The organism is Methylobacterium sp. CB376 (genome assembly GCF_029714205.1).
Lineage (GTDB): Bacteria > Pseudomonadota > Alphaproteobacteria > Rhizobiales > Beijerinckiaceae > Methylobacterium.
In genome coordinates this window covers 3,558,583-3,577,248 of record NZ_CP121648.1, presented here as the reverse complement: position 1 = coordinate 3,577,248, position 18,666 = coordinate 3,558,583, and the positions used below count along the sequence as shown (strand labels likewise).

Below are 18,666 nucleotides of genomic sequence, written 5' to 3'. Positions count from 1 at the left end.
GCGGAAACCCTAGCTTGGGCGTGCGCGTTCTTCCGGCGAAGGTCGATGACCGGGGGGATGCTCCGATGCTGCTTCTGACGATCCTGGCTGCCGCGAACCTCGCCATCGCGGGGCTCTTCTCGCTCGTCGCCTTCCTGGCCGAGTGAGGCGCGCCGCCCCGCGGCGGCCGGGAAGAGCCCTTCCCGCAGGGCCGGCCGCCCGCGGGCGCATAGCTCGGCCGTACGGACGCGCTATGTGGGCGGGATGCCGACACCCCCCACCCTCTCCGACCTGTGCAAGGCGGACCTCATCACCCGTGACCAGATCGACGCCGCCGTCTCGGACTTCCTCGCCGCGCCGGCGCCGGGACCCCGCACCATCGCCGACGGGGTCATCCTCGACATCGCCGCGGCCGTCCTCGATCATCCCTGGGCCCACATGGTCGCCTACGACGCCGAGGTGAGCCGCACCGCCCGCCACCTCGCCGTGCGCACGGCGGTGCTCCTCGCCATCCTCGGCTGAGCGGACCGGCATGAGGGGCCCGCCTGTCCGGCGGGCCTGCGCCTGTCCGGCGGGCCGCGCCTGTCCGGCGGGCCGCGCCTGTCCGGCGGGCCCGATGGTGACGTCGGTGGAACCCGCCCTCGCGGGCCGCCGGACCTCCGGATCCGGTTCCCCGGGAGCCGCCTTCCGCCGGGATCGCGTCGTGCCGAGCGCCGGAGACCCAGCGGAAAGTTCCCCTCTTGCAGCGTTCCGCCGCACCACCCATTCGGATGATTGCAGCGTGCGCCGCACCATGCGATGCAAGACATGCGTCGTCACGATGGCGTCGTGACCACGCCGCCCCTGTGGGCGTTTCCTCCCTAGACTTCGGGCCGTTCCGCAAGGGCGGCCTTTTTTGTTGCTGCGCGGGTCTTGGCCGCGGCCGGCAGCCCTCCACAACCCGACTTGCGAATAATTGTGCAAGCGCCTCGGCTGATCCGGGATCGGCTTGATCGAAGCGGATCCCGGATCACGAGCCCGCGCGGCGCCCGAGCGACGCCGACATCCGCATGGCCGAAACGGGAGATGGCGAAGCCATCGACCGGATGGCGGATGACCGGCACTTTCATGCATGGTGGGCGGCTCGTCCCGATCGTGCGGCGACGTCGTCTTCCTCGTCAGACCGTTCGGCCGGCAACGATAGGGGAAATGAAACCAGCCTCCCGCCCTCCACCCGCACAGTCGAGCCACAGACCAGATCCGCCACGCCCCCTTTTTGGTCTGCTTGCGACTTGACCGACGCCGCTATCCGGCGCGATGGGAGGCGGGATCGGGGGCGAGGCGGGCCGGCACGTGCGAGAGGGGCGTGGGAAGGATTGGTGCGGGCACGGACGTGCCGCGTCCGGGGAAGATCAGGCGACACTCGCCGCACCTTTCGAGGTCGTAGGCCCGGGGCTCCACACGGGGAGGACGTGCCGGGTGATCGTGGAGCCGGCGCCCCCCGATTTCGGCATCCGGTTCCGAACGCTGCGTCAGGCGGCGGATTTCACCCCGGCGACGTGGCGCGTGCGGGTGCCGAGCCGGATGAGCACCGCGCTCGATCTCGGGGCCGGGGGTCGGCTGCGCACCGTCGAGCACCTGATGGCGAGCCTCGCGAGCTGCGGCATCGACAACGCCGCCGTCACGGTGGCGGGCGGGGAGATCCCGATCCTCGACGGCTCGGCCGGCCCCTGGTGCGGCCTGATCGGGCGGGCCGGGCTGCGCCGTCAGGCCGCCGCCCGCCACGCCATCGCCCTGCTGGCGCCGTTCGAGGTCAGCGACGCGCACGGCTTCGTGCGGGGGGAGCCCTGCGACCGCTGCTGCGTCGATGTCAGCACCGACCGCATGCCCGGCTTCGGCGTCCTGCGCTGGTCGGGCGCGATCGATCCCGAGACCTTCCGGAGCGCCATCGCGCCGAGCCGCAGCTTCGGCAACGCCTCGGTGCTCTGGCGGGCCGCCCTGCGCAGCCGGCTGGCCACGCGCCTGCTGCCGCCGGACCTGCGGCACCGGCTCTGGCTGCGCTCGTTCCACAGCCAGACCGTCACCGGCTGCACCGGCCCCACTCCCGCCGAGCCCCGGCCCGAGTGCCAGCACCCGATCTCGCCCTGGACCCTGTCCCGGATGATCGTCACCGCGCCGGAGCCGCTGCTGCGCGGCGCCCGGCCGGGGCGGGTCGCCGTGGTGCTGGGCGGACGCATCCTCGGCGGCGCCCGCTTCCCGGACGAGCCGGTGCGCCACCGCGTGCTCGACCTCCTCGGCGACCTCGCGCTCGCCGGGCGGCCCCTGCGCGCGCGGATCGTCGCCAATTGCCCGACCCACGCCCTGACCTTCGCCTTCGTGGCCGAGCTGATGGCCCGGCCCGAGCTCTGGCGGCTGGAGCCGGCCCCGGCAGCCCCCGCGCGAGCGCGGCCTGAGCGAGGCCCGGGCATCCCGCCGGGGAAAGCCCCGCGGCGCTCCCCGCCGGCGCGTCAGGACAGGATGTTCACCGCCCGCGCGGCCACGAGCGCGACGGTGAGGAGCGAGATCGACGCCTCCGCCATCATCAGGAGCTTGGCCCGCTGCGTGAGCGGCAGCGTGTCGGTGGGGGAGAAGGCGGTCGCGTTGGTGAAGGAGAGGAACAGGTAATCGACGAAGCCCGGCACGAAGCCGGTCTCCCCGGCCTTCTCGATCGTCATCTGGGGGAACAGGAAATCGGCGCCCCGCTCGGTGCGGAAGCTGCGCAGGGCCGGGCCGCCGCGGTCCGAGGCCCAGTACCAGAGCGCGAAGATGATGACGTTCGTCGACCAGATGTTGAGGGCGTCGAGCAGGAGGGTCGGGGCGGTGCCGGCCTTGCCGGCCAGGAGCGCGCGCACGAGCGCCACCAGCGCGGCGGTGTTCATGATGGTGACGAGGACGGTCAGCACCAGCGCGGTGCGGCGGATCAGGCGGCGGTGCCGGGCCACGATCTGCCAGTGGGCGTCCGTCGTCGCCCGGCTGGCCCGGCGCTGGTTCCAGGCCGTCGCGGCCGAGAGCGGCAGCAGCAGCGCCAGTTCGAGGCCGGGGGCGAGCCAGCGCGGCCCGATGGTGAGGTCGTTGACGACGAGGAATTGGAGCGCGGCCACGACCCCGATCGCGCCCCGCGCGAGCCAGAAGTCGAGGGCGCGGGTGTGGACGAGGTGGCGGTGCATGGGCGGTTCCGTGTCGGCGGTCCGCGCATAGCCGAAGCGCGGCGCCGCCGCCACGGGTCGGGCCTGCCTTCAGCCGGACACTTTGCGCGCGTCAAAGGCGCCGCCCGGGGCGGGTTTTCTCCCGCGGGGCGGGCTTGCGCCCGCAAGGGGCCTGCGGGGCGGGCTTGCGCCCGCAAGGGGCCTGCGGGGCGGGCTTGCGCCCGCAAGGGGATTGCACCCGCGAGGGGGCGCCCGCGCGGCGGCAGCGACAGGAGAACGATGGTGGCCAATGGCGCGACGGATGCCTGCGTGCAGGGCATCGATACCGGTTTCGTCTCCCTCGGCTATGTCCGGGTGGCCGTGCTCGGGGTCGTGCAGGGTCTGACCGAACTCCTGCCGATCTCCTCGACCGCGCATATGCGCGTGGTGCCGGGGCTCCTCGGCTGGCAGGATCCGGGCTCGGCCTTCTCGGCCGCGATGCAGCTCGCGGCGCTGGCGGCCGTGGTGAGCTACTACTGGCGCGACGTGCGCGAGATCGCCGTCGGCTCGGTCACGGCGGTGATCCGCAAGGATTATTACAGCCCCGACTTCCGCTTCGCGGTCGGCATCGCCCTCGCCACGGTCCCGATCGTGATCGCGGGCGTGCTGCTGTCGCCGGTGCTGAACGCCTGCAACTCGCCGCTGCGCACCCTGCCGGTCATCGCCTGGGCCTGCGTGGTCATGGGCCTGCTGCTCGCCCTGGCGGAGGCGGCGGCCCGCCACGTGCGGCCGGCGGGCTCGGCGAAGCTGCGCGACATGCTGGCGGTCGGCCTCGCCCAGGTCGGCGCCCTCGTCCCGGGGGTCTCGCGCTCGGGATCGACCCTCACCGGCGCCCTCATGCTCGGCTTCCAGCGGGCCGACGCGGCGCGCATCTCCTTCATCCTCGGGCTGCCGGCAATCCTGCTCGCGGGCCTGCGCGAGATCTGGATCCTGCACAAGGCCGGGCTCAGCGCCGCGGGCTGGAGCGTGCTCGCGGTCGGGCTCGCGGTGGCGAGCGTCTCGGCCTTCGCGGCGATCTGGCTGCTGATGCGCGTGCTCGAGCGCTTCTCGGCCTGGCCCTTCGTGCTCTACCGCATCGCCCTCGGGCTCGGTCTCCTGGTCGCCCTGCATTTCGGCCTCATCGCCGCCTGAGACGAGGAACCTCTCCGGCCGCGCTTGACTGGCGGGCCAAGCGGTGCGAGTGCCGCGCCCCAATCGAAGAACCAACCCAGGGCAGGAACCCGCAGCCGTGTCGCGCGCCTTCATCTTTCCCGGACAGGGCAGCCAAGCCGTCGGCATGGGCGCGGCGCTCGGCCAGAGCCACGCGGCGGCCCGGGCGGTCTTCGCCGAGGTCGACGAGGCGCTCGGACAGAGCCTGTCGCGCCTGATGTTCGAGGGGCCGGCCGAGGAACTGACCCTGACGGCCAACGCCCAGCCGGCTTTGATGGCCGCGAGCCTCGCGGTGCTGCGGGTGCTGGAGGCCGAGCGCGGGCTCGACCTCGCCCGCGACGTGGCGTTCGTGGCCGGCCACTCGCTCGGCGAGTACAGCGCGCTCGCGGCGGCGGGCGCCCTCTCGGTCGCCGACACGGCGCGGCTGCTGCGCCTGCGCGGGGAGGCGATGCAGCGGGCGGTCCCGGTCGGCACCGGGGCGATGGCGGCGCTGCTGGGCCTGCCGATCGAGACCGTCGAGGAGATCGCCGGCGAGGCCGAGCAGGGCGAGGTCTGCGACGTCGCCAACGACAACGGCGCCGGCCAGGTCGTGGTCTCCGGCCACGTGGCGGCGGTCGAGCGGGCGGTCGCCCTGGCGCAGGCGCGCGGCGCCAAGCGCGCCGTGATGCTGAACGTCTCCGCCCCCTTCCATTGCCGCCTGATGAGTCCCGCCGCCGAGACGATGCGGGCGGCCCTCGACCAAGTTCAGCTCGGCGCCGCCAAGGTGCCGGTCGTGGCCAACATCCTGGCCGCGCCGATCCGCGAGCCCGCCGCGATCCGCGACGCGCTGGTCCGGCAGGTGACCGGGACGGTGCGCTGGCGCGAATGCGTCGCCGCCATGGCGGCGTCCGGCGTGGACGCCTTCTGCGAGGTCGGCTCCGGCAAGGTCCTGACCGGCCTCGTGAAGCGCATCGCGCCGGGCGCCGGCGCGGTCGCGATCGGCGCGCCGGCCGACATCGACGCCTTCACCCTCTGAGCGGGGCCTCACGAGCATGTTCGACCTCACCGGCCGCAAGGCCCTCGTCACCGGCGCCACCGGCGGCCTCGGCGGCGCCATCGCGCGGGCCTTCCACGCGCAGGGGGCGCAGGTGGCGATCTCCGGCACCCGCCGCGAGGCGCTCGACGCGCTGGCGGCGGAACTCGGCGGCGCGCGCGTCCACGTCGTCCCGGCCGACCTCTCCGACACCGCCGCCGTCGAGGCGCTGGTGCCGGCGGCGGAAGCGGCGCTCGGCGGGCTCGACATCCTCGTCAACAATGCCGGCATCACCCGCGACAACCTCTTCCTGCGCATGAAGGACGAGGAGTGGGACAGCGTCATCGCGGTCAACCTCACGGCGGCGTTCCGCCTGTCGCGGGCGGCCGTGAAGGGCATGATGCGCCGCCGCTCCGGCCGCATCGTCAATATCGGCTCGGTGGTGGGCTCGACCGGCAATGCCGGCCAGGGCAACTACGCCGCCGCCAAGGCCGGCCTCGTCGGCCTGACCAAGGCCCTGGCCGCCGAGGTGGCGAGCCGCAAGATCACGGTGAACTGCATCGCGCCGGGCTTCATCGCCTCGCCGATGACCGACGCGCTCAACGCGAAGCAGCGCGAGGCCATCCTGGCCACCGTCCCGATGGGGCGGCTCGGCGAGGGCGGCGAGGTCGCGGCGGCGGCGGTCTTCCTCGCCTCCGACGAGGCGGGTTACGTCACCGGCCACACCCTGCACGTGAACGGCGGGATGGCCATGATCTGAGCGCGCAGCACGCCGCCCGGGTGCCTGAACCGGCGCTGAACCGGCCCTCGCCAGGGCGGAAGCCCTGTGTTAAGCACCCGGCCGGCCGCACAAGGGGATTGAGCGGTCCGGCCGCGTGCGGCTTCCCATCACACCGCGCGGCCGGCAAAACCGGCCGCACCACCAGCTTCCCGGGGAGCACCGGCTCGCCAGCAGCGGCGCCTCCCTCACCACGAGAAGAACCGAGGACCATCAGATGAGCGATATCGCGGACCGGGTGAAGAAGATCGTTGTCGAGCACCTCGGCGTGGAGGCCGAGAAGGTGACCGAGAACGCGAACTTCATCGACGATCTCGGGGCCGACAGCCTCGACACGGTCGAGCTGGTGATGGCGTTCGAGGAAGAGTTCAACGTCGAGATCCCGGACGACGCGGCCGAGACGATCCAGACGGTCGGCGACGCGATCAAGTTCCTGGAGAAGAACTCCGGCTGAGGGTCGGACGCGGGATCGAGCGGCTCGGCCGTGCGGCGGCCGGGCGGAATGCGGTTTGAGACGGGTTTGGGATAACGCGATGCGTCGGGTCGTCGTCACGGGCCTCGGGATGGTGTCGCCGCTCGGAAGCGGCGTCGACATCACGTGGCGCCGCCTCATCGAGGGGCAGAGCGGGGCTGCCCGCGTGGAGGCCTTCGACGTCTCGGATCTCTCCTGCCAGATCGCCTGCTCGGTTCCGCTCGGCAATGCGGGTGAGGGGGCCTTCAACCCCGACGCCTACATGGAGCCCAAGGAGCAGCGGAAGGTCGATCCCTTCATCGTCTACGCGATGGCGGCCTCCGCGCAGGCCCTCGACGATGCCGGCTGGCACCCGACCACCCACGAGGACCAGTGCGCCACCGGCGTGCTGATCGGGTCCGGCATCGGCGGCATCGGCGGCATCTACGACGCCTCCGTGACGCTGTTCGAGAAGGGCCCGCGGCGGATCTCGCCCTTCTTCATCCCGGGCCGGATCATCAACCTCGCCTCGGGCCAGGTCTCCATCGCGCACGGGCTCAAGGGCCCGAACCACGCGGTGGTCACGGCCTGCTCCACGGGCGCCCACGCGGTGGGCGACGCCGCCCGCCTGATCGCGCTCGGCGACGCGGACGTGATGCTGGCCGGCGGCGCCGAATCGCCGATCAACCGGCTGTCGCTCGCCGGCTTCGCCGCCTGCCGCGCCCTCTCGACCGGCTTCAACGACCGGCCGCAGCAGGCCTCCCGCCCCTACGACCGCGACCGCGACGGCTTCGTGATGGGCGAGGGGGCGGGCGTGCTGGTGCTGGAGGAGTACGAGCACGCCAAGGCCCGCGGCGCCCGGATCTACGCCGAGGTGGTGGGCTACGGCCTCTCGGGCGACGCCTACCACATCACCTCGCCCTCGCCGGACGGGGACGGGGCCTATCGCTGCATGAGCGCGGCGGTGAAGCGGGCCGGGATCGCGCCCTCCGACATCGACTACATCAACGCCCACGGCACCTCGACGCCGCTCGGCGACGAGCTGGAGCTGAAGGCGGTCGAGCGCCTGATCGGTGAGGCGCGCGGCGTCTCGATGTCCTCGACCAAGTCGGCCACCGGGCACCTGCTCGGCGCGGCGGGCGCCATCGAGGCGATCTTCTCCGTGCTGGCGATCCGCGACCAGGTCGTGCCGCCGACCCTGAACCTCGACAACCCCTCGGTCCAGACCGCGATCGATCTCGTCCCGCACGAGGCGCGCCGCCGCAAGGTCGACGTGGTGCTCTCGAACTCCTTCGGCTTCGGCGGCACCAACGCCTCGCTGATCCTGCGGCGGGTGGCCTGACGGCGGCGCGGGCTCCCGGACCGCGGGTCCCGCCCGGTCCTCACGGCAGGGACCTGGTCCCGGCACGGCGATCGAGGGTTCCGTGCGGACCGCGACGAACCGGGCCCGGCAAGCGGGCGGACACCGGACAGGCGATGCGGCCCTGCCCGGATCTCGCGCCGAACCGATCGCCGGCAATCCGGATCACCCCGCTTCGGCCCAAATCGGAACGAAGCGCCGAAGGCCAGAAAGACCGAGAGAAGACCAACGGCCGGGATGCTCACGCACCGGGCCGTCGACCCTCTCGAAATCTCGAGACACGCCGATCGCGCGACGACAATGCGAGAACGGAACCGGGGGTCATGGGACATGACCATGCGCCAGCCTGGAGCCGCGCCCGATCGCGTCGCCATCGGGCGCGGCTCTCGGTCCTTGATTCACCGCATTTCCGACGAACCGGCATTCACGTCAGCGTGAGATGCTCGAGAGCAGGGTTCGATCAAGTTGCAGCGGGACCCTGCTTTGGTGTGTTGATTTCGCCGCGTTGCCTACGCCGAATCGGCGTCCACTTCGTCGAAAATGCTCTAGGCATAAACGATCGCACATTCGACCTCATACAATGCTCCTTCGTTGTTGCCGAACATGATGAAGCCACCAATATCTTCTGGCCTGCTTTTATGGAAAGTGCGCGAGCCTAATACATCATTGCGAATCACGTCCCAATCGTAGATTTCAAGCTTCATCTCGTCCGTCATTTGGAACATCATATTGACTTCTTTTCTCTCTTGCGATTTCATGCTGACGCAATTCTGGTTTTGAGGCCAGACCTTGTTGCCGTTCACGCTCAGGAAGACATCGTCGGGAAGCCCGTCGAAGATCTTGTTCAATTCCGGATAGATCGAGGCGGCGCCGGCCAGGCCGCCGATGGCGCCTCCTGCCACGGAGAGCACGATCGCACCCGTTCCTGCGGTGCCGACGGTCACGGCGAGAGCGGCGGCGCCGCCCAGGACGGCCAGGAAGAAGGCCGGCGGGCCGCTCGCCACCGGCTCGGACGGTTTGATGCACTTGATCGCCGTGACCTGAAGGTAGCGGTTCTTCGTGCCTTCGCCGATGGATAAATAGATATCTCCCGACTCGTCGACGTTTATAAAATAATCCTGCGTATTCTTCGCATCCGGTATCAGGGTAAAATCGGATTGCCCGTTCCAATTTCCGTATATCTTCCAGTCACTATCCCAAATCTTGAGCGTGCCTTTTTTGGTTTGTACAACCAATGGGCGTTCGCGGTGCTGTGAGATCCAGGCATAGACACTATAATCTTTTGTATTTGGATGGATATAGCGATCATCTCGTGAGTTTTCAGTGTTTACGAAAGACACTCCCGTGTCGGAGCGATTGCTCAAGCCTCTGATTCCCGTCGTCATTCTGTCCTCCTGCAGACTATGCCGGATTTCTCACGAATCGAAGCGCTGCTCATGGCGACCAGAAGCGGCAACAGCTTCGGATCGCCGCTCTGCTTACGAGATCGAAATGCGTGAATCAATTGCAATGTATTTTCTCTTTAATGATAAACTGCTTTTTCTAGGAATGTATTTCCAGTCGTGCAATTGCACGGTGATCATGTGATCAGCGGATTCGCATGGCATTTATCAATATTGATGACGCAGTATTGTCCATCTGGTCGCATTCTTGACCGGCTTCTCTTCGACGCTTCATGAATTGCGAATGCGTGGCACGTCCTGTCTCTCTCGCATCTCCGTCTCTCTTGCGCCGCGCGCCCGCACTGCACCTGATCGGATGTGCCCGGGGTCAGTCGGACGGTTCATTCTGTGACGGTCATCGGAGCTGACGACCCGGTGGCCATTGCGGCGAAGGAGGCCGCGAGCGCCCCCGAGCCGGGATGCCGGCCGGTTCGGCGTCCGGCGGCGCGACGCGTCGGGGGTCTCGCTCGAACGGGCGCAGCGAAGCGCCGCCGCAATCAAGCCGATCCGGTCGCGCGGGCACCCGGCCAACCGGGCGTTGCAGTCCGGATCGCGCGGCGCGCCCATCCGCGCCGGGCGGGACCGGCTCCATTTCGCCATAAAGGCTGGTAGGGTCGGGCGGTCCCGGACCCGCGGGCCGGCCACGCGCGCGTCCCGCCTCGGGGACCGCCACAACAGGACCGCCATGTTCCGTACCCGAAAGACCGACGCGCCCCCGCCGAGCGCGCCGGATCAGCCGGCCCCGCCGAGCCGTCTCGCCCCCCGCAGCCCCAGCGAGGCGATCAAGCCGACCGCGGCGCCGCCCCCGCCGGAGCCGCCCCCGCGCGAGCGCGGCGGCCTGCTCTCGGCGATCAGCGGCTTCCTCACGCTCTTCGCCATCCTGGGGCTCGGGGCGATGCTCGGGCTCGTCGTGCTCAACCGCCAGGTCAATGAGGCCGGCCCGCTCGCCAACGACAAGGTGGTGGTGGTGCCGCCGCGCTCCAGCGTCGGCGAGATGGCGGCGCTGCTCGCCCGCGAGGGCGTGATCGACCACCCGGCCCTGTTCGAGCTGACGGCCCGCTTCGCCCGCAAGCAGCCGCTCAAGGCCGGCGAGTTCAACTTCAGGGCCCATGCCAGCATCGATGACGTGATCGACACCCTGGTCCAGGGCCGTCCCGTCCAGCACGCCGTGACCTTCCCGGAAGGGCTCACCAGCGAGCAGATCGTCGCCCGGCTCAACGACAACGACATACTCACCGGCGAGATCGGCGAGGTCCCGCCCGAGGGCTCGCTCCTGCCCGACACCTACAAGTTCGAGCGCGGCGACAGCCGCCAGAAGATCATCAACCTGATGCGCGCCAAGCAGCGCGAGGTGCTGAACCAGGTCTGGGCCCGGCGCTCGCCCGACATCCCGGTCAAGACGCCCCAGGAACTGGTGACCCTCGCGTCGATCGTCGAGAAGGAGACGGGCCGGGCCGACGAGCGCCCGCGGGTCGCCGGCGTCTTCGTCAACCGCCTGCAGAAGCGCATGAAGCTGCAATCCGACCCGACCATCGTGTACGGGCTGGTCGGCGGGCGCGGCACCCTCGGGCGGGGCATCCTGCGCTCGGAGATCGAGCGCCCGACCCCTACAACACCTACGTGATCGAGGGCCTGCCGCCCGGGCCGATCGCCAATCCGGGCCGCGCCGCCCTGGAGGCGGTGGCGAACCCGTCGCGCACCCGGGAGCTCTACTTCGTGGCCGACGGCACCGGGGGCCACGCCTTCGCCGAGAGCCTCGACGCGCACAATCGCAACGTCGCCCGCTGGCGGGCGGCCGAGAAGGCGAAGGCCGCGACCGACCCGGCCGCGGCCACCTCCGTCGACAAGGTCGAGCCGCCGGCGGCCGATCCCTCCGCGCTGCCCGCCACGCGGGGGCTCGGCGCGGCACCCCTGGCCTACGACGCGGCCGATCCCAACGCGAAGCCGCGGGGCTTCGACGCCTCGGAGGGGACGGCGCGCGATCCTCTGCGCAACAAGACCTACGACCTGACCTATCCCAAGACCGTTCCGGTCCTGCGCAATCCCTGACGAGGCCGGAGCGATGGCGATCGCGAGCATGACGGGCTTCGCCCGCGAGGCGGGCGTGACCGGCCCGGTCCACTGGGCCTGGGAGGTCAGGAGCGTCAACGGCCGCGGCCTCGACGTGCGGGTGCGGGTGCCCCCGGGCTTCGAGGCCCTCGGCGAGGAGGTGCGGGGCCGCCTGCAGAGGCGCCTCGCCCGCGGCCAGTGCCAGCTCGCCCTGACGCTCTCGCGCGCCGAGTCCGCGCCGCGCGTGCGCGTCAACGAGGCGCTGCTCGCCTCCCTGATCGAGGCGGTGGCCCGGCTGCCGCGGCCGGAGGGCGTCGCGCCCGCGACCCTGGACGGGCTGCTGCAGGTGCGCGGCGTCATCGAATCCGAGGAGGTGCGCGAGGATGCGGGCGCCCTGCAGAGCGACCTCTCGGCGGCGGGCGCACGCCTCGCGGAGGCGCTGGCGGGCATGCGGGCCGAGGAGGGCCGGGCGCTCGCCGGCCTCATCGCCGAGCAGCTCGCGACCATCGCCGCCCTGGCGGATGCGGCCGATGCCTGCCCGGCGCGCCAGCCCGAGGCGATCCGCGCCAAGCTCGCGGCCCAGATCGCCGCGCTGATGGAGCTCTCCGCCTTCGACGCGGCGCGCCTGCACCAGGAGGCGGTGCTGCTCGCCTCGCGGGCCGACGTGCGCGAGGAGATCGACCGCCTGCGCACCCACGTGGCGGCGGCCCGCACCCTGCTGGAGGCCGGCGGGGCGGTCGGGCGGCGGCTCGACTTCCTGGCCCAGGAATTCGGCCGCGAGGCCAACACGCTCTGCGCCAAGGCCAACGACGTGGCGCTCTCGCGCATCGGCCTCGACCTCAAGGCCGTCGTTGAGCAATTCCGCGAGCAGGTGCAGAACGTCGAGTAGCGGGCCCGGCCGCCGCGGGTCCTTAACGGTCGAACGGTAAGCTGGCGCGACGAGGCCCGGGAGAATCGAGTGCAGATGAGCGTGGGGTCGCAGACGCCGGTGTCGCGGCGCGGTCTGGTCCTGATCCTGTCCTCGCCCTCGGGGGCGGGCAAGACGACGCTGACCCGCGCCCTCGCCCAGCAGCCCGAATGGGGGCTCGAGCTCTCGGTCTCGGTGACGACCAGGGCCCGGCGGCCCTCCGAGATCGACGGCCAGCACTACCGCTTCATCGACCGGGAGACCTTCGAGCAGCTGCGCGAGCGCGACGACATGCTCGAATGGGCCGAGGTGCACGGCAATTTCTACGGAACGCCGCGCCGCCCGGTCGAGCGGGCGCTCGCGGCCGGCCGCGACATGATCTTCGACATCGATTACCAGGGCACGCGGCAGGTGCGCGCCAAGCTGCGCGACGACGTGGTGACGATCTTCATCCTGCCGCCCAGCATGGCGGAGCTGCGCCGCCGCCTGGAGCGCCGGGCCGAGGATTCCCGCGAGACGATCGAGCGGCGCCTGCGCAATGCCCGCAGCGAGATCGAGCGCTGGTCGGAATACGACTACGTCCTCGTCAACGACGACCTCGACCGCTCCTTCAAGACCCTGGAGGCGATCCTCAGCGCCGAGCGCCTGCGCCGCACCCGGCAGGTCGGGCTCGACGCCTTCGTGGCGGGGCTCCTCGCCGAACCGGCGGGCGGCTGACCGCGGAACCAATCGCAATCGCCCGCGCTTCCTGGCGGTCGAGGAGCACGGGGCGGCGCGATGCGGGGGGAGCGGCGGCAGGGTGGGCGGTCGCGACGGATCGTCCCTGGCGAGGCCCGCCCCGTCGCGCGGCCGGGCGCGGCGTCAGCCCGGCACTTTTCGGCTTCAGCTTAAGCCGATAAGATTAGACCGCTGTGATGAACACGATGTCCGACCGCGCGCTGGCCGCGGAAGCCGCGCGGCTCGACGCCCTCTCGACCGGGGAGATCGACGCCCTCGACCTGGGCGTCGTCCAGGTCGATTCCGACGGGACGATCCTCCTCTACAACCGGGCCGAGAGCGTGTTCTCGGGCCGGTCGGCGGAGCGCGTCGTCGGCCGCAACTTCTTCCGCGACGTCGCGCCCTGCACGCGCCTGCCCGCCTTCTACGGCCGCTTCCGCGAGGGGGTGCGGCGGGGCGTCCTCGACGAGGTGTTCTCCTTCGCCTACGGCTTCGATCCGCAGCCGCTGCGGGTCCGCGTCGCCCTGCGCGGCTCGGCGACGCCCGGCCGCTACTGGATCGTGACGCGGCCCGTCGGGCAGGTCACCGTCTCGGAGGCCCGTGAGGCGGTCCGCGTCGCGGTCGACCAGCGCGTCCGGGCGGAGCCGATCGATCCCGATCTCTGCGCGCGGGAGCCGATCCACGTCCCCGGCGCGATCCAGCCGCACGCCGTCCTGCTCGCCTGCGACGCGGCGACCCTGACCGTGGCCGCCTGCAGCGCCAATGCGGCCGAGACCCTCGGCGCCGCGCCGCTCGGCCGCCCGCTCGCCGGACTGCTGCCGGACCCGCTCGTCGCGGCGATCCGCGCGGCCGCCGCCTCCGCCTGGGAGGCGGGGCGGATCCTGCGCTGGCGCACGGCCCTGGCGCCCGGGGGTGCCCCGCACGAGGTGCTGGCGCATCGCAGCGGGGCGCGGGTGATCGTCGAGCTCGAACGGGTGCCGGCCGATCCGGCGGATTTCGCGGCGGCGAGCCTCGCCGAGGTCGAGGAGGCGATCGGTCACCTGCGGGCGGCCGAGACGCTGGCCGAGGCGGCCCGCGTCGCCGCCCGGGAGGCGCGGCGCCTCACCGGCTTCGACTGCATCCTGATTTACCGCTTCGACGCGGACTGGAACGGCGAGGCCATCGCGGAGGCGCGGGATCCCGCCTGGGACCGCTCGCTCCTCGGGCTGCACTTCCCCGCCTCCGACATCCCGGCCCAGGCACGCGCCCTCTACGCGCGGGCGAAGAGCCGCTTCGTCATCGACCGCGACTACGTGCCGGTCCCGCTGCTGGCGGGCCCGGACGCGCCGGGGCCGATCGACCTGACCTTCGCGCAGAGCCGCAGCCTGTCGCCGATCCACCTGGAGTACCAGCGCAATCTCGGGGTGAACGGCTCCATGTCGGTCTCGATCCTGCTCGAGGGCCGGCTCTGGGGCCTGATGATCGGGCATCACCGCAAGCCGCACTACGTCGCCCCCGAGACGCGCGCCGCCGCGGGCCTGCTGACCGACGCCCTGGCGCTGCGGCTGCACGAATTGGAGAGCCGCCGTCTCCGGCGCGAGCAGCAGGCGCATCTGGCGGCCGAGAGCCGGCTCGTGCGCGCGCTCGCCCGCTCGGACGACGTGCTCACGGCGCTCACCTCCGGCGAGACGACGCTCCTCGACCTCTTCGGCGCGACCGGGGCGGCCATCGTCGCGCAGGGCGCCGTGCGCCGGCTCGGCGCCGCGCCCCCGGACGCGGCGATCCTGGCCATCGCGGCGCATCTGCGCGCGCGCCTGCCGGCCGAACGGTCGAGCTACGCGGCCACGGAGTTCGCGGCGGAGCACCCGCCGACCCGGCCCTACGCGGAGATCGCGAGCGGCTTGCTCGCGGCCTTCGTCGATCCGGCCCGCGATCATCTCCTGCTCTGGTTTCGGCCGGAGGTGTCGAGCACGGTCACCTGGGGCGGCGACCCGCGCAAGCCCGTCCTCGCCGCCGCCGGCACCGCCACGATGCTGCCGCGCCGCTCCTTCGAGCGCTGGGTGGAGGAGCGGCGCGGCGCCGCCGAGCCCTTCGCCGAGTGGCAGGTCGGCATGGCCGAGGCGCTGGCCCAGGCGGTGGAGGGGGTGGTGCTGCGCCAGCGGCGCAAGATCGCCGAACTCACCGGCCTGCTCGCCGAGAAGGAGGCGCTGCTCGCCGAGAAGGACCTGCTCGCCAAGGAGATCGACCACCGGGTCAAGAACTCGCTGCAGATCGTCTCGGCCTTCCTGCACATGCAGCGGCGCCAGGTGAAGGATCCGGCGGCCCAGCAGGCCTTCTCGGAGACGATGGGGCGGGTGATGAGCGTCGCCCGCGTGCATGACAGCCTCTACCAGACGGAGAGCGTGGACGAGGTCGATCTCGGGCAGACCATCGAGAACCTGTGCGCGGACCTCTCGGCCATGGCCGGGGATCGCCACACGCTGGAACTCGATGCCGAGCAGGGCCTGATGGTGCCCTACCGCAAGGCGGTGGCCCTCTCGCTGATCGCCACCGAACTCGTCACCAACGCCTTCAAGTACGCCTATGACGGCGCGGAGGGCGGGCGGGTCTCCGTGAGCGTCGCCTCCCAGGCGGAGGGCCGCGTGCGCCTCTCGGTGCGCGACGAGGGGCGCGGACTGCCGACGGGCTGGGCCGAGGCCCCGGCCCGCGGCACCGGCCTCGGCATGAAGCTCGTGCGGGCGATGCTGGAGCAGATCAACGCGCGGATCGAGGTCGAGCCCTGCCTGGGGACCTGCTTCACCGTGACGGCCTGAGCCCCATCCGCCGGAGAGGCCGCCGGGCCGGTGGCGGGGAGACGGACGCGTCAGCCTCGGCCGCTGAGCGCAAACCGGTCAGGATTGCCTGCCGAAACGGCTTGCGCCGCGCCGCCCGCCATGGTCGCCTGCCCGGGCTTTCGGGGAGGAGGACCATGACGGACCCGGGACGACAGCTGAGCCGGCGCACGCTGCTGGCGGCGGGCGGGGCGGCCCTCGCGGGGCTCGGATGCGGCGGCGCCCGCGCCGCGAAGGCGAAGCCCATCGCCGTCGCCCTCGTCGCCTCGGTGCCGATCGAGCAGCAATGGATCAGCCGCATCCACCTCGCCCTCAAGGCGGCGCAGGCGCGCGGCGACATCACCTACGCGTATTCCGAGAACGTCGCCAACACCGATGCCGAGCGCGTCCTGCGCGAATACGCGGAGGGCAGGAAGGACCTGATCATCGGCGAGGCCTTCGGCCTGGAGCGGCCGGCGCGCCGGATCGCCGCCGACTACAAGTCCACCGCCTTCCTGATGGGCTCGTCCTTCCCGGCGCAGGCGCCCAACCTCTCGGTCTTCGACAACTACATCCAGGACGCCTCGTACCTGACCGGGATCGTGGCCGGGAAGGAGACGAGGACCAACATCATCGGCATGGTCGGCGGCTACGCCATCCCGGAGGTGAACCGGCTGATGCACGCCTTCATGGCCGGCGCCCGGTCCGTCAATCCGGACGTCAAGTTCCTGGTCTCCTTCATCAATTCCTGGTACGACCCGCCCAAGGCGAAGGAGACCGCCTTCGCCATGATCGAGCGCAGGGCCGACGTGCTCTACGCGGAGCGCTTCGGCGTCTCCGACGCCGCCAAGGAGCGCGGCGTCAAGGCGATCGGCAACGTCATCGACACGGCCGCGCAATACCCGGGCACGGTGATCGCCTCGGCCCTCTGGCACATGGAGCCGACGATCGACCGCGCCGTCGCCAAGGTCATCGAGGGCAGCTTCACGGCGGAGGATTACGGCCCCTGGAGCCACATGGCCAAGGGCGGCTGCTCGCTCGCCCCCCTCGATCCGAAGCTGGTGCCGCAGCCGGTGATCGATCTCGTCCTCGCCAAGGAGAAGGAGATCCGCGGCGGTTCCTTCACGGTGGCGGTGAACGATTCCGAGCCGAAATCCAGCGCCTGAGGTGAGCGGCCGAGCCCCCTCCCGTCCCGGGCCTGACGGGTCCGGGCGGGTCGTGCTGGAATTGCGCGGGATCACCAAGCGCTTCGGATCGCTCGTCGCCAACGACGCCATCGACCTCGACCTGAGGCAAGGGGAGATCCTGGCGCTCCTCGGCGAGAACGGCGCCGGCAAGACGACGCTGATGAGCATCCTGTTCGGCCATTACACGGCCGATGCGGGGAGCGTGCGCGTCGCCGGCCCGGACGGCCGCCTCGTCGCGCTCCCGCCCGGCCGGCCGCGGGCGGCGCTCGCGGCGGGAATCGGCATGGTGCACCAGCACTTCGCCCTGGCCGAGGCGCTGACCGGGTTCGAGAACGTCACGCTCGGCACCGAGCCGCTCTGGCGCCCCGGCCGCCGCGTCGCCGCCGCGCGCCGCCGCCTGGACGGGCTGATGCGGCGCTCGGGCCTCGGCGTCGACCTCGACGTGCCGGTCGCGCGGCTCGCGGTCGGCGAGCGCCAGCGGGTCGAGATCCTGAAGGCGCTCTACCGCGACGCGCGCGTGCTGATCCTCGACGAGCCGACCGCGGTGCTCACCCCGGCCGAGAGCGAGGGCCTGTTCGCGACCCTGCGGGCGCTCGCCGGGCAGGGGCTCGCCGTCGCCTTCATCTCGCACAAGCTCGGCGAGGTGCTGGGCGGGAGCGACCGCGTCGCGGTGCTGCGCGGCGGGCGCAAGGTGGCCGAGCGCCCGACCGCCGGCGCCGACCGGGCGGTCCTCGCCGAGCTGATGGTCGGCCGGGCCGTGCCGGCCTCGCGCCGGCAGGCGCGGGCCCCCGGCCGCGAGGTGCTGGCCCTCGACGGCGTGAGCGTCGCCGGGCCGGATGCCCGCAACCGCCTCGACGGGGCGAGCCTGTCCCTGCGCGAGGGCGAGATCCTCGGCATCGCCGGGGTGGCGGGCAACGGCCAGGCCGCCCTGGCCCGGCTCCTGTTCGGGCTCGCCCGGCCGAGCGCCGGCACGGTGCGCGTGAACGGGCAGGTGCTCCGCCGCTTCGCGCCGAAGCAGGCCGTGGCCCTCGGCATCGGCCGCATCCCGGAGGACCGCCACCACGAGGGCGTGGTGGCGACGATGTCGGTGGCCGAGACCATCGCGGCGGAGGGGATCCGCACCCGCTTCCAGCGGGCGGGACTGCTGCGCTTTCCCGCGATCCGGGCGCGCGCAGAGGCCGCGATCCGCGACTACGACATCCGCTGCCCGGGCCCGGACGCGCCGATCCGGCTCCTCTCGGGCGGCAACATGCAGAAGGCGATCCTGGCCCGCGCCCTCGACGGCGCGCCGGGCCTGATCGTCGCCGCCCAGCCGACCCGGGGCCTCGACGTCGGGGCCGTGGCGGAGGTGCACCGCCGCCTCCTCGACGCGCGGCTGCGCGGGGCCGGCATCGTGCTGATCTCGGAGGATCTCGACGAACTCCTCGCGCTGAGCGACCGGATCGCCGTGATGGTGCGCTCCCGCCTGTCACCGGCGCTCGAGTCCGAGCGCCTCGACCTGACGCGGCTCGGGCTGATGATGGCCGGGCAGGATCCGGACGGCGCGGCGCGCCCGCGGGACGCGGCCGGGGCCTGAGCGGGTCCGGGCGGCGCCCGGCCCCGCTCATCCCACATCCGCTTGATCCCTTCGGGATGGCGGATGT

At 71.8% G+C, this 18,666-nt stretch carries 14 protein-coding genes and 2 pseudogenes; 14 read left to right on the top strand and 2 right to left on the bottom strand.

Features of this window, described 5'->3' with window-relative positions; all coding sequences use genetic code 11:
- Window positions 1–20: 20 nt before the first annotated feature.
- The 3 genes and pseudogenes from QA634_RS16250 to QA634_RS16240 form a co-directional block, all read left to right on the top strand.
- Window positions 21–146 (top strand): hypothetical protein, encoded by a 126-nt coding sequence (locus QA634_RS16250; protein ID WP_265576625.1) that lies wholly within the window; start codon window positions 21–23, stop codon window positions 144–146.
- 97 nt (window positions 147–243) lie between these two features.
- On the top strand, window positions 244–501 hold the full coding sequence (locus QA634_RS16245; protein ID WP_018260422.1) for a hypothetical protein: 258 nt from the start codon (window positions 244–246) through the stop codon (window positions 499–501).
- 774 nt (window positions 502–1,275) lie between these two features.
- A pseudogene (locus QA634_RS16240) lies at window positions 1,276–2,289 on the top strand (UDP-3-O-acyl-N-acetylglucosamine deacetylase); the annotation flags it as partial.
- A gap of 176 nt (window positions 2,290–2,465) precedes the next feature.
- Here QA634_RS16240 and QA634_RS16235 read toward each other — a convergent pair.
- A complete protein-coding gene (locus QA634_RS16235) occupies window positions 2,466–3,164 on the bottom strand; it encodes a hypothetical protein (RefSeq protein WP_026190582.1) in 699 nt (232 codons plus the stop codon).
- A gap of 258 nt (window positions 3,165–3,422) precedes the next feature.
- On the opposite strand from QA634_RS16235, the gene QA634_RS16230 reads away from it, so the two are divergent.
- From QA634_RS16230 to fabF, 5 genes are all read left to right on the top strand, one after another.
- A complete protein-coding gene (locus QA634_RS16230; protein WP_012333007.1) occupies window positions 3,423–4,313 on the top strand; it encodes an undecaprenyl-diphosphate phosphatase in 891 nt (296 codons plus the stop codon).
- Between the two features lie 97 nt (window positions 4,314–4,410).
- Window positions 4,411–5,346, top strand: coding sequence for an ACP S-malonyltransferase (fabD, locus tag QA634_RS16225; protein ID WP_012333006.1), 936 nt, complete (start codon window positions 4,411–4,413; stop codon window positions 5,344–5,346).
- A gap of 16 nt (window positions 5,347–5,362) precedes the next feature.
- Window positions 5,363–6,103: a 3-oxoacyl-[acyl-carrier-protein] reductase gene (fabG, locus tag QA634_RS16220; protein WP_012333005.1), complete on the top strand. Its 741-nt coding sequence runs from the start codon at window positions 5,363–5,365 to the stop codon at window positions 6,101–6,103.
- 235 nt (window positions 6,104–6,338) lie between these two features.
- Window positions 6,339–6,575 (top strand): acyl carrier protein, encoded by a 237-nt coding sequence (locus QA634_RS16215; RefSeq protein WP_012333004.1) that lies wholly within the window; start codon window positions 6,339–6,341, stop codon window positions 6,573–6,575.
- Window positions 6,576–6,654: 79 nt separating this feature from the next.
- Window positions 6,655–7,914, top strand: coding sequence for a beta-ketoacyl-ACP synthase II (gene fabF, locus QA634_RS16210; protein ID WP_012333003.1), 1,260 nt, complete (start codon window positions 6,655–6,657; stop codon window positions 7,912–7,914).
- A gap of 563 nt (window positions 7,915–8,477) precedes the next feature.
- On the opposite strand, the gene QA634_RS16205 is transcribed toward fabF, so the two are convergent.
- Complete coding sequence (locus QA634_RS16205) at window positions 8,478–9,317, bottom strand: hypothetical protein (RefSeq protein WP_012333002.1); 840 nt, start codon at window positions 9,315–9,317, stop codon at window positions 8,478–8,480.
- A 742-nt stretch (window positions 9,318–10,059) separates the two neighbouring features.
- Here QA634_RS16205 and mltG point away from each other — a divergent pair.
- The 6 genes and pseudogenes from mltG (at window position 10,060) to QA634_RS16175 (ending at window position 18,599) form a co-directional block, all read left to right on the top strand.
- Window positions 10,060–11,423: pseudogene (gene mltG / locus QA634_RS16200) on the top strand (endolytic transglycosylase MltG).
- A gap of 13 nt (window positions 11,424–11,436) precedes the next feature.
- Window positions 11,437–12,312 (top strand): YicC/YloC family endoribonuclease, encoded by an 876-nt coding sequence (locus QA634_RS16195; protein WP_012333000.1) that lies wholly within the window; start codon window positions 11,437–11,439, stop codon window positions 12,310–12,312.
- A gap of 75 nt (window positions 12,313–12,387) precedes the next feature.
- Window positions 12,388–13,047 (top strand): guanylate kinase, encoded by a 660-nt coding sequence (gene gmk / locus QA634_RS16190; protein WP_012332999.1) that lies wholly within the window; start codon window positions 12,388–12,390, stop codon window positions 13,045–13,047.
- Window positions 13,048–13,244: 197 nt separating this feature from the next.
- A complete protein-coding gene (locus tag QA634_RS16185; protein WP_012332998.1) occupies window positions 13,245–15,839 on the top strand; it encodes a histidine kinase dimerization/phosphoacceptor domain -containing protein in 2,595 nt (864 codons plus the stop codon).
- 155 nt (window positions 15,840–15,994) lie between these two features.
- The gene (locus tag QA634_RS16180) at window positions 15,995–17,002 is read left to right on the top strand and encodes a BMP family protein (protein ID WP_012332997.1); all 1,008 of its coding nucleotides are present in this window, start codon (window positions 15,995–15,997) and stop codon (window positions 17,000–17,002) included.
- A gap of 52 nt (window positions 17,003–17,054) precedes the next feature.
- The gene (locus QA634_RS16175) at window positions 17,055–18,599 is read left to right on the top strand and encodes an ABC transporter ATP-binding protein (protein WP_012332996.1); all 1,545 of its coding nucleotides are present in this window, start codon (window positions 17,055–17,057) and stop codon (window positions 18,597–18,599) included.
- Window positions 18,600–18,666 lie beyond the last annotated feature (67 nt).